This is a genomic window from Asticcacaulis sp. (genome assembly GCF_027484505.1).
Taxonomy (GTDB): Bacteria; Pseudomonadota; Alphaproteobacteria; order Caulobacterales; family Caulobacteraceae; genus Asticcacaulis.
This window is the reverse complement of sequence record NZ_JAIXSV010000140.1, coordinates 1-11,187: the sequence shown is the minus strand read 5'-3', so window position 1 is coordinate 11,187 and position 11,187 is coordinate 1. Positions and strand designations below refer to the sequence as shown.

At 63.1% G+C, this 11,187-nt stretch carries 7 protein-coding genes and 1 pseudogene; 3 read left to right on the top strand and 5 right to left on the bottom strand.

All coding sequences use genetic code 11. The features are described from left to right. Positions 1 to 48: 48 nt before the first annotated feature. Both Q0072_RS09090 and Q0072_RS09085 read right to left on the bottom strand, forming a co-directional pair. Positions 49 to 1,263, bottom strand: coding sequence for an endo-1,4-beta-xylanase (locus tag Q0072_RS09090; RefSeq protein ID WP_298328787.1), 1,215 nt, complete (start codon positions 1,261 to 1,263; stop codon positions 49 to 51). A 150-nt stretch (positions 1,264 to 1,413) separates the two neighbouring features. Then, positions 1,414 to 3,354, bottom strand: coding sequence for an NPCBM/NEW2 domain-containing protein (locus Q0072_RS09085; RefSeq protein WP_298328784.1), 1,941 nt, complete (start codon positions 3,352 to 3,354; stop codon positions 1,414 to 1,416). A 440-nt stretch (positions 3,355 to 3,794) separates the two neighbouring features. Here Q0072_RS09085 and Q0072_RS09080 point away from each other — a divergent pair, with 440 nt between their 5' ends. Next, positions 3,795 to 5,351 carry an alpha-L-arabinofuranosidase C-terminal domain-containing protein gene (locus Q0072_RS09080; RefSeq protein WP_298328782.1) on the top strand — a complete coding sequence of 519 codons (1,557 nt, stop codon included), beginning with the start codon at positions 3,795 to 3,797 and terminating at the stop codon, positions 5,349 to 5,351. Positions 5,352 to 5,394: 43 nt separating this feature from the next. After that, the gene (locus Q0072_RS09075; RefSeq protein WP_298328779.1) at positions 5,395 to 8,055 is read left to right on the top strand and encodes a glycoside hydrolase family 3 protein; all 2,661 of its coding nucleotides are present in this window, start codon (positions 5,395 to 5,397) and stop codon (positions 8,053 to 8,055) included. A 13-nt stretch (positions 8,056 to 8,068) separates the two neighbouring features. Here the strand turns inward: Q0072_RS09075 and Q0072_RS09070 are convergent, their stop codons facing one another. After that, positions 8,069 to 9,409, bottom strand: a complete 1,341-nt coding sequence (locus tag Q0072_RS09070; protein WP_298328776.1) for an anti-phage deoxyguanosine triphosphatase — start codon at positions 9,407 to 9,409, stop codon at positions 8,069 to 8,071. A gap of 106 nt (positions 9,410 to 9,515) precedes the next feature. Here Q0072_RS09070 and Q0072_RS09065 point away from each other — a divergent pair, with 106 nt between their 5' ends. Next, complete coding sequence (locus Q0072_RS09065; protein ID WP_298328774.1) at positions 9,516 to 9,866, top strand: L-rhamnose mutarotase; 351 nt, start codon at positions 9,516 to 9,518, stop codon at positions 9,864 to 9,866. Here Q0072_RS09065 and Q0072_RS09060 read toward each other — a convergent pair. Next, the gene (locus tag Q0072_RS09060; protein WP_298328772.1) at positions 9,863 to 11,056 is read right to left on the bottom strand and encodes an amino acid aminotransferase; all 1,194 of its coding nucleotides are present in this window, start codon (positions 11,054 to 11,056) and stop codon (positions 9,863 to 9,865) included. The two genes, Q0072_RS09065 and Q0072_RS09060, sit on opposite strands and share 4 nt — an antisense overlap. Positions 11,057 to 11,069: 13 nt before the next feature. Next, a pseudogene (locus Q0072_RS09055) lies at positions 11,070 to 11,187 on the bottom strand (Rieske (2Fe-2S) protein); the annotation flags it as partial.

The following is an 11,187-nucleotide window of genomic DNA, read 5'->3' as shown; positions in this document are numbered from 1 at the left end:
TTTGTGCGTCTGACGCTCCAACAAACAAAAAACCGACCGTTTGAGAGGTTATGGAACAAAGGTCGGGTTAACCACCGCCCAGAAGGCCGATTTGGGTTTCCCCGTCGTGTCGAACAGGAGGGGGTGGTTTAGCCGGTTCACAGGGAACGAACTCAGCCAGGTATGGTTGTCAGCCACGCCCCAGGTGGTAACGGACTTCACGCTTGGCTGGCTGGCAAACAGGTCGTACATGGCCCGGTATTGCAGCGCCTGCGCCCGGATGCTGTCCCAATAGGCCGCCGTGCCTTCGGTCAGGGACGGGGCGCAGCCCGTGGCCGGCGTGCCGAAGCAACTGCCGGGGTCTGAGCCATACAGGGACACATCGAGTTCCGTTACGTGGTTGATCAGGCCGCGGGTCTCCGCGGCCTGAAACGCGGCGCGGACATTGGCCACGGGGGGCCAGCTTGTGGTGATGTGCAACTGGTGGCCGATGCCATCGAGCGGTACGCCGCGCGTCAGCAGCGTGTCCACAATGCTCATCAGGCGCGCCAGCTTGTCTGTGTTTTCGGTGCTGTAGTCATTGATGAACAGCTTGACCGTCGGATCGGCGGCGCGGGCGGCGCGCAGGGCAATTTCGATATAGTCGGCCCCCAGCACCTGATACCAGCGGCTGTTGCGATAGGGGCTGCCGGCCGAGTCGCTGGTCGGTTCGTTGACCACGTCCCACGCATAGACCTTGCCTTTGAAATAGGTCGCTACGTCGGTGATATAGCGTTCAAGCCGCGCCTGCACCGTCGCCTTATAGGTGGCGCTGGTGCTGTCACCCGCAAAGAACCAGTCTGGAGCTGAGCTATGCCACAGCAGGGTGTGGCCACGCACGGCAATGTTGTTGGCGCTGGCAAAGGCGATGACCTGATCGGCGAGCGTGTAATTATAGACCCCCGCACTGGTGCCGATGGCGTGCGGTTTCATACAGTTTTCGGCGGTTATCGAGTTGGCGTGCGTTTTGAGCACGGGCTGCGAAATCGCGTTATTGATCTCGTTCGGTTCTGCCGTCATGCCCACCAGAAACTTGCCGTTGAAATGGGTCTTGAGCGCTGGGGCCGTGGCCGGGTCGGGCAGGGTGGGGCCTGAGACGGAGGTGGATGAACTGCTAGAAGCGGAGGAGGATCCGGGTGAGGCACTGCCGCCCCCGCCGCCGCCGCCTCCACAACTGGCCAGTACCGACGCGCCAGCCACCCCCATCAGCAGGCCGCGCCTGCTGAGCGTGTCAGAGATTTTCATGTTCACTCCCGGTATCTTTTTGTTTTTGTTGAAGGCCGTACGCGCCAGCCTCCACATAGTGAGAATGACACAGAAATTTTGATAGCGGTATCACAAAAAGAGGCCGGAGGCGGTTGCCCCCGGCCTGTGCCTTTTGGGCGGATAGATGCTCTATTTCAGCAGGGCCGCGTCGCCCCAGGTCACCGCCACGGCGTTGGCGCTTTTGCTGCCGCTGGTGGCCACCAGTTCGATCAGACGGACGCCTTTAAGGTCAGCCGACAGCGCCTGCGGGGCCTGTCCGAAGCGCAGGGGTTGGGACTTGGCGAGCAGCTTGCCGTCGCCGTAGACGGCGAAGGTCACGGCCTCGGTGGTGTTGAGCGTGGAATCGTCCACGCCGACCTTCGCTTCAAATCGGCGCTCGGACTGCACCCGTACCTCCAGCCGCGAATTGGCGAGGATGCCGATACCGCTGCGGAAGGCCTTGCCGGCGATCTGAAGCGGGCGGCCATAGGGGGAGGCGTCGGCCTGAGCGCCGCCCCAGCCGGTGTAGGCCGGGATGTCGCCGCGCCCGCGCGTGCCGTTCCACGGGCTTTTCATGCGATAGATGAAAGGATCGGCCTGCGGCACCACCACGCCATCGACGGCCGGGTTGACGCGGCCCGGCAGGTCGGACAGATATTGGCCATTGCTCAGCACGGGCGTGCCGCTGGCCATAAAGATCAGGGTCTGGTGCGGTTCGAGTTGGAACTTGGCCTCGCCGGTGAACGGCGTCTGATCGGCCTGCGTCCACAGATCGCGCAGCGTGACCGGTTGATTGGCCAGATATTTCAGGTGCTCGGCGGTCAGGATGACCTCCTTGCCCTCCGCCGTGCGGTTGAACAGGGCCACGGCCTTGCGCGTCGGGTCCGCGCCGACCGTCTTGATCAGGATCTGTATATCGTCGCTATCGTAGGTGAGGACCGCCTGATGGCCGCCGGCATCCTGATTGAGTGCAATAAGCGCCTCATTGCCGAAAATCTGCATCAGCTCTGGGGTGGCCTGTTTCAGGTCATAGCCGATGAGCAGCGGCGCATTGATCATGGCCCACAGGGCGAAGTGTGAGCGGGCCTGCACAAGGTGCTGCGCGTCGAACTCCCCATGTCCGATAAACAGCATGTCCGGATCGTTCCAGCTTCCCGGATGGGCATAGAGGGCGCGGGTGGCCGCCGAGTCGAAATTGCTCAGCATCCGCGACCATGAGGGGGTCAGGTCGTCGCTGGTGCGCGACAGATTGCCGACATCCTTACCCCAGGCACGCACATCGGCGGAGCCCCAGGCGCAGAGCGAAAAGACGTAATCACCGTCCGGATTACTGGCCTTCAGGCTGCTGCCGATTTGCTTATACAGCGCTTTGACGGCGGGAATATTGGTGCGGCTGATGGATTGGAAATCAATCAGCGGCGGCAGTTCGCGATAGGTGCCGGCCTTGACGCGCTCGGAGTCGGCGCCAAAGGCGCGCACGCCGCAGCCATCGACCTTGATGAAGTCGAAACCCCATTCCTTGAAATAGAGGGGTATGTCCTGTTCGATATGGCCATAGAGCCCGACTTCGCGCTCCTGTACCGTGCCTTCAGGCAGGTTGGGGGTGTTGGGGCCGCCATAGGCCTGCGAGCAGGCATTGCGCCCCAGATCGGAATAGATGCCGGCCTTCAGCCCCATCTGATGGATACGGTCGGTGAAGGGGCGAAAGCTCGTCTCCTCCGGGCCACCGACGGCCGCCGACGGGAAGAGTTTGGTGCGTATCTGCATACGGCCGTCCGACTGGCGCCGCTTGAGCCACCAGCCGTCGTCGATATTGATGTAGCGGTAGCCCTTGGCCGCCAGACCACTCTCGACGATGATGCGGGCGGAATCGAGCACCCGCGCCTCGGTCAGATCGGTGCCAAAGGCGTTCCACGAACTCCAGCCCATCGGCGGGGTTGCGGCGCGGCCTTCGCTATAGGCGCTCCACTTACCCGTTGCGGCCAGAGGGTCGGCCGCAGTCTCGGCGCGCGCGGCGGCGGTCAGGGCGAGGCTCAGAGCCAGCGCCATGGGGGCGGCGTGTCTGGCCAGGCGATGAAATGCAGGCGTCATGGAAAACCTTTCGAACGCAAAGTCAGGGTGACCGGCCCGCCGATCGGGCGGCGGCAGTCGTCAGAATGAAATGGCAGGGTCGCCGGAACTCGCTAACGGGAGACGCAGGAAAAGCCGCAAGGTCGCGAGGTTGGCGCGAGCCTTCGTGTGTGCGTCAGTCCCTGATCTTTGCAGGCTTTTTTTACGAAAACCGCTATTGCCGTTTCGCCGCCCGTTGTGTGCACGCTAATATATCAGACAAATTGCGTCAATCGTTCAGACTTAGCCCTCGGTAAAAATGGGTGAGTGCGGCGGCAAAGACAGACAGTTGGCGCAATAAGTCGGACATATGGCTTGGCCTTTGCGTCATTTTGTGTTAGCGATATCATAATGGCTGCGTAAAAGCCAAGGGATCAGGGGCGGTGCAATTCGCCATATCTCAATAAATACAGGGAGTTATAATGAAACCGCTCGTCCTCACAGGCGTATTGTCCCTTCTCGCCCTGACCCTGCCAGCTGCGGCGCAGGAGCGTGTCTCCGTGATGGTGGACGCCACCAAGCCCGGCGCGAAGATTGACCGCCGCATCTTTGGTCAGTTTGCCGAACACCTCGGCAGCGGCATCTATGAAGGCGTGTGGGTCGGCAAGGACTCATCCATCCCCAATACGCGCGGTATCCGTAACGATGTGGTCGCGGCTCTGAAAGCCATCAAGGTGCCGGTCGTGCGCTGGCCCGGTGGCTGCTTTGCTGACGAATACCACTGGCGGCGTGGCATTGGCCCGGAACGCAAGGCCATGATGAACGCCAACTGGGGTGGCGTGATCGAGCCCAACACCTTCGGCACCGACGAATTTATGGACTTCGCCTCGCAGGTGGGGGCCGAGGCCTATATTTCGGTCAATGTCGGCTCCGGCACGGTGGGCGAAGCGGCCGAGTGGCTGGAATATATGACCTCAAGCCCTGAAAATGGCATCGGGGCCGAACGCGCCAAAAATGGCCACCCGGAACCCTATAAGGTGCCGTTTGTCGGGTTGGGCAACGAAAGCTGGGACTGCGGCGGGGCTATGACGCCGGACTTCTACGTCAGCCAGATGAAGATGTATGCGCGCTTTGTGCGCAACTATAACAAGGCCCAGCCGATGCAACGCATCGCCGTCGGCCCCAATGGCGGCGACACGGCCTATACCGAAGCGGTGATGAAATCCTATAAGGGCCGTAGCTGGGCCTGGGATATCGAAGGCCTGTCGCTGCACTATTATACGACGGGCGGCGGCTTCCCCCTGACGCAGAAATCTACTGGCTTCGGCGAAAAGGAATATGCGGTCATCCTTCAGGACACGCTGAAGATGGATGAACTCATCAAGACCCACTCCGCCATCATGGACAAGTACGACCCGGAAAAGAAGGTGTCGCTGGTCGTCGATGAATGGGGCGCGTGGTACGTGGCGACGCCCGGCACCGATCCCGGCTTCCTGATGCAGCAGAACACGCAGCGTGACGCGGTGCTGTCGGCGCTGAACCTCAACATCTTTGCCCGCCACGCCGACCGTGTGCGCATGGCCAATATCGCCCAGATGGTCAATGTGCTTCAGGCGATGATCCTGACGGACAAGGACAAGATGCTGCTGACGCCGACCTATCACGTCTTCCGCATGTACGTGCCGTTTCAGGATGCCACCTTCATCCCGGTGACGCTGAATGCCGGGACCTACAGCTTTGGCGACATCCGCCTGCCGCGCGTCGATGCGCTGGCAGCGCGTGGGGCGGACGGGAAGATCTATCTCTCCCTGACCAATCTTGACCCCAAAACGCCGGTGGATATCGACGTGGCCAGCCTGAACTTTAAGGCGAAGACCGTGACCGGCGAAACCCTCTCGGCGGCGACGTTCGATACCTACAACACCTTCGCGGCCCCGGCGACGATCGCGCCCAAAGCGGTCACGGCGAAGATGACGGATGGCAAGGTGATGGTCCGCCTGTCACCGGCCTCGGTCACCGTACTGACCCTGCACCCCTGACCCTTCCGGCCACCTCGAAGACGATCGGCGTAAGGAGACGACCATGACGGCGAGCCGCCAACCCAACCGCTACCTCACCGCAGCCGTACTGGTGGCCCTGATCTCTGTGGGTGCGTTGCAACCGGCGGCAGCGCAGAACCCGCTCGATGCCCCCGGCTATCAGGATACGACCAAACCGGCTGAGGCGCGGGCGGCGGACCTTGTGTCGCGCATGACGCTGGAAGAAAAGACGGCGCAGCTGATCAACGACGCCCCGGCCATTCCGCGCCTCAATGTGCGCGAATACAACTGGTGGAACGAAGGGCTGCACGGGGTGGCCGCCGCCGGTTACGCCACCGTCTTCCCCCAGGCTGTGGGTCTGGCTGCCACCTGGGATGAGCCGCTGATCCATCGCGTCGCCGACACGATCAGCGTCGAGTTTCGCGCCAAATATCTGAAGGAGCGCCACCGTTTCGGCGGTTCGGACTGGTTCGGCGGCCTGACCGTGTGGTCGCCCAATATCAATATCTTCCGCGATCCGCGCTGGGGCCGGGGTCAGGAGACCTATGGCGAAGACCCGTACCTGACGGCGCGCATGGGCGTGGCCTTCGTCAAGGGGCTTCAGGGTGATGATCCGGTCTATTACCGCACCGTGGCGACGCCCAAACACTATGCCGTCCATTCGGGACCGGAAGCCGGCCGCCACCGCGACAATTTTAATCCGTCGCCCTATGACCTTTTTGACACCTACCTGCCCGCTTTCAGGGCCACCATCACCGAAGGTCAGGCCGGGTCGATCATGTGCGCCTATAACGCCATCAACGGTCAGCCCGCCTGCGCCAACGAAGACCTGCTGGTCAAATATCTGCGCAAGGACTGGGGCTTCAAGGGCTTCGTCGTGTCTGACTGTGACGCGGTAGGCGATATCTATTACAAGACCTCGCATGCCTATCGCCCCACCCCCGAAGAAGGGGTGACGGCGGCCTATCTGATGGGTACGGACCTCATCTGCGGCAATGCCAATGAGGCCGACCACCTGACCCGCGCTGTGCGTCAGGGTCTGCTGCCGGAAAAGACGCTCGATACGGCGCTGATCCGCCTGTTTACCGCGCGCTTCAAACTGGGGCAGTTCGATCCGCCCGCCAAGGTCTTCCCGAAGATCACGGCGGAGGATTACGACACACAGGCCAATCGCGATTTCTCGCAAAAGGTCGCCGAGTCGGCCATGGTCCTGCTCAAGAACGAGAACAATCTGCTGCCGCTGAAGGGCGAGCCGCGCCATATCGCCGTCATAGGCCCCAATGCCGACACGCTCGATTCGCTGGTGGGCAATTACAATGGCGATCCGTCGCACCCGGTGACGGTGCTGTCCGGTATCCGCGCCCGCTTCCCGAAGGCGACCGTCACCTATGCGCAGGGGTCGGGCCTGATCGACCTGGTGATGACGGCGGTACCCGATAGCGCCTTCTGCCGCGACGAAGCCTGCACCCAAACTGGCGTGACGGTCAGCCACTTTGCCAATGCCGACCTGAGCGGCGCGCCGCTGACGACGGGCAGCGAAGGCGGGATGCGTCAGGTCTGGGCCGGTGAAAACCGCAGCGGGGCCGTGCGCTATGACGGCTATCTGACGGCACCGGAAACGGGAGAATACCGCTTCCGTTATGACGCGCATGGCGGCTATCGCATCTGGGTCAATGACAAGATGATCGTCGATGCCTGGCGTGTGGACTGGCGGCCCTCCATCGCCACCGGAAGCGTGCGCCTTGAGGCCGGGTCGCGCAACCGCATCCGCGTCGAATCCTTCCAGCGCCAGCCGAAGGGCGAGGAGACGCTGGTGTGGAGCCTGCCATCCGATAAGGGCGCGCAGGCGGCTGTGGCGGCGGCCAAGCAAGCCGATCTGGTCGTCTTTGTGGCGGGCCTGTCGCAGCGCGTCGAAGGCGAAGAGATGCGCGTCGAAACCGAAGGCTTTTCGGGCGGTGACCGCACCAGCCTCAACCTGCCGCCGGTTCAGCAAAAGGTGCTGGAGCAGGTCAGCGCCGCCGGTAAGCCGGTGGTTCTGGTCCTGATCAACGGCAGCGCGCTCAGTATCAACTGGGCCGATCAGAACGTCCCGGCCATTGTCGAAGCCTGGTATCCGGGCGGGCAGGGCGGGGCGGCCGTGGCGCGTCTGATCGCCGGGGACTATAGCCCCGCCGGCCGCCTGCCCGTCACCTTCTACCTCTCGGCCGATCAGCTCCCGGCCTTTACTGACTACAGCATGAAGGGGCGCACCTATCGCTACTTCAAGGGAGAGGCCCTCTATCCGTTCGGCTACGGCCTGTCCTACACCACCTTCCGCTACGCCCCCCTGACCCTGTCGGCGCGTCAGGTGGCCGGCAACGGTCAGGTCACTGTATCGGCCGAGGTCACCAATAGCGGCTCGCGCGACAGCGATGAGGTGGTGCAGCTCTATCTCAGCTATCCCGGCCAGAAGCTGGCGCCGATCCGGGCGCTGGCGCGCTTCGAGCGCATCCATCTGAAAGCCGGAGAGACGAAAACGGTCAGCTTTACCCTCGACCCGCAGGCGCTCAGCACCGTCAATGCCGACGGCTCGCGCTCGGTCAAGGCGGGCAAGGTCGAGCTGTGGCTCGGCGGTGGGCAACCCGTAACGCGCAAGGGTCTGGCCGCGCCGGCGGGCGTCAGGGGCACCCTGACCGTCACCTCGCCTTACGACCTTAAGCCCTGATCGCGGCGTGGGCTTACAACTTATCGAACACTGAGCCCATGCGCGGGGCGAATAAACGCTCATAGGTGCGCAGCAGATAGTTGTCGGTCATGCCCGACACGTAGTCGCAGATGACGCGCGGATCGTCCGAGGCGGCGGCGTAGCGGGCGTACTGATCGCGTGGCAAGAGGCGTTTGGGGTCCGATTGCAGGGCCTCAAACACCGCCACCACCATGGCCTGCCCCTTGAACTCCAGATGCTGCACGCTGGGGGAACGGATCACTTCGTCAAACACAAACCCTTTGAGCGCCTTGAGGAAACGCGCCGGGCCGTCGGGCAGTTCGACGCGATAGCGCAACAGCGGCTCTGCGAAGGCATCGTCTTCGGCAAAACGCGCATGGGTGATGAAATGCCCGACCATTCGGCTGATGTAGCGCTTGCGACTATCTGAACCACCAAATAACGCATTTACCGTCCGCTCGTAGATGTCGTTACCCGGCTTATCCTTGTCTCTTTCGCGTACAGCATCCAGAAACGAGGTGCAGGCACTTTCGGGCACAGCGCGGCGAAAGGCGCTTTCGCTCACCAGATTGAGCGCAATGGCGTCTTCGAGGTCGTGCACGCCATAGGCAATGTCGTCGGCCACGTCCATCAGGCTGCAATCGAGCGATTTGTGCCGCGTGGCGTGGTGGCTGTCGGCTTTGGTTTCCAGCGCCTGAAACCGCGCCCGGTCCTCGTCGGACAGGAGGTCCAGCACCCAGTCCACCACATCCGACTCGCTGTCGAGGTAACCCTTGGGCGGCTTTGAGGCGCGGCAATCAATAATGTCGATGGTGGTCGGCCCCTGCATCAGGGCCGGCCTGCGCGCCGGGTGGGCCGCCTTTGACAGGGCGACCGGGTATTTCAGTACGCCCAGGAGCGTCCTTCGTGTCAGATTGGCCCCGGCGCTTTTGGAGAATGTCTCAAGCCGCGACAGGATGCGCAGGGTCTGGCCATTACCCTCAAAGCCGCCGTTGTCGCGCATACAGTAGTGTAAGGCCACTTCGCCGCCGTGGCCGAAGGGTGGATGGCCGAGGTCGTGCGTGCAGCCGATGGCCTGAATCAGCGCGCGGTCGGGCAGGTGGGCGGCGGCGGGGTGCCCGGCGTGGTGGGTCTTGAGCTGCTTGTTGAGGCTGCCGCAAATCTGCGCCACCTCCAGCGAATGGGTGAGGCGCGTGCGGTAAAAGTCGCTGTCCCCCAGATTGAGGATCTGCGTCTTGCCCTGAAGGCGGCGGAAAGAAGCCGAATGGATGATGCGGGCATAGTCGATATCCCCGGCATCGCGGGCGTCATCGGCTTTGGCGGACCAGTTTTCGCGGCGGGCGTACCAGGACATCAGATTCGTTCACGGCTGAAAAAGAGACTTTAGGCGGGCCGGGGGCCTGCCGCCAGTGACGAATCCATCACAACGCGCTAAACACACCAAAACAGAGGATTCCGCCATGCCCCGCCGTTTCTGCTTTGCCCTCGACCTGCACGATGATGCCGACCTGATCGCGCGTTACAAGGCGTGGCACGCCCCCGGTCAGGTGCCGGGCCCCATCATCCGCAGCATCCGCGAGGCCGATATCCAGTCCATGGAAATCTGGCAGGCGCACGACCGCATGTTCATGATCATGGAAGTCGGTGACGCCTTCGCACCGGACGCCAAGGCCGCCGCCGATGCGGCTTCGGAAGACGTGCAGGCGTGGGAGCGCCTGATGTGGGAATTCCAGAAGCCCCTGCCCAAGGCACAGCCGGGTGAAAAGTGGGTGGCCATGACCCGCATCTTCACCCTTGATGAGCAACCTTAAAAATACGGTTTCAGAGCCGCCGCCAGAACCGGCACCTGCGCGGTGGCCAGCCCGGCCAGATTGACCCGTCCCGACGCCGCCATGTAGATGCCGTGCTGCGTGCGCAGGCTTAGCACCTGCTCCGGGCTGAGCGGCAGGGTCGAAAACAGGCCGTTCTGCCGCGTTAGAAAGCCCAGACCCGGATGCGCTGCCGCCAGCGCCGCTCGCAGGCTGTGGACGCGCAGACGCATGGCGTCGAGTTCATCGGACCACATTTTCGTAAGCGCCGCGTCGCTGAGGATCAGCCGCACCACAGCCGCGCCGTGATCAGGCGGCATGGACCACAGGGTGCGCGCGAGATTGATCAGATTGCCGCGCAGTCGCTCACGCCGCGCCGCGTCGCGGCACTGATAGAAGAGGGCGCCGACGCGATCCCGGTAAAGGGCGAAGTTCTTATTGCATGAATAGGCGATCAGGGCTTCGGGCACGTGTTTAAGCAGGTCGCGCATCGGCGCGGCATCGGCCTCCAGACCCTGCCCCAATCCCTGATAGGCGAGGTCGATCAGCGGCAGCAGGCCGCGTTCGACGCACAGGCTGGCCACTTCGCGCCACTGCTCAGGGCTGAGATCGGCCCCGGTCGGGTTGTGGCAACAGGCGTGCAGCAGGACGACATCGCCGGGGGCGGCGCTTTCCAACGCCTTGCGTAAAGCGGGGAAGATTACCGACTGCGTGTCGCGGTCGAAATAGCGGTATTCGCGGAGGGTCAGCCCCGCGTCTTCCAGCAGGGGGAAGTGGTTGATCCAGGTGGGGGTTCCCACCCACACCGTCGCACCGGGCCGGGCGCGATTGAGCAGTTCCGCCGCCAGCCGCAACGCCCCCGTGCCGCCGGGCGTCTGCACGCCGCTAAGCGCCGGGTCGCCGTGCCGCGCCTCACCGAAAACCACCGGGATCAGCGCCTCGACAAAGCCCATATCGCCGGCCGTCCCCAGATAGCTCTTGGAAGTCTGGCTGTTCAGCAGGGCGGATTCGGCCTGTTTGACGGCGGCCATGACCGGGGTGTGGCCCTGTTCGTCCTTATAGACGCCGACGCCGAGGTCGATCTTGTCGGGGCGCGGATCGGCCCGGTGCAACTGGATCAGCTCCAGCAGGCTGTCGGACGGCTGATCCTTCAGGGCGGCGAAGAGGAGGGAGGCGGTCAGGGTCGCGGTCACGTCAGAGTCCAGTTCAGGCGGTAAAAATCTGCCCGTCGCGCACGGCGACCGGCCAGGGGGTGAGGGACGCACCGGGGCAGGGACCGCCGACGCACACACCGTTTTGAATGTCGAACAGCGCGCCGTGCCAC

Coding starts and splice junctions, on each gene's coding strand:
- Q0072_RS09080 (WP_298328782.1), top strand. CDS start 3,795: ATGAAACCGCTCGTCCTCACAGGCGTATTGTCCCTTCTCGCCCTGACC.
- Q0072_RS09070 (WP_298328776.1), bottom strand. CDS start 9,409: ATGTCCTGGTACGCCCGCCGCGAAAACTGGTCCGCCAAAGCCGATGAC.
- Q0072_RS09090 (WP_298328787.1), bottom strand. CDS start 1,263: ATGAAAATCTCTGACACGCTCAGCAGGCGCGGCCTGCTGATGGGGGTG.
- Q0072_RS09075 (WP_298328779.1), top strand. CDS start 5,395: ATGACGGCGAGCCGCCAACCCAACCGCTACCTCACCGCAGCCGTACTG.
- Q0072_RS09085 (WP_298328784.1), bottom strand. CDS start 3,354: ATGACGCCTGCATTTCATCGCCTGGCCAGACACGCCGCCCCCATGGCG.
- Q0072_RS09065 (WP_298328774.1), top strand. CDS start 9,516: ATGCCCCGCCGTTTCTGCTTTGCCCTCGACCTGCACGATGATGCCGAC.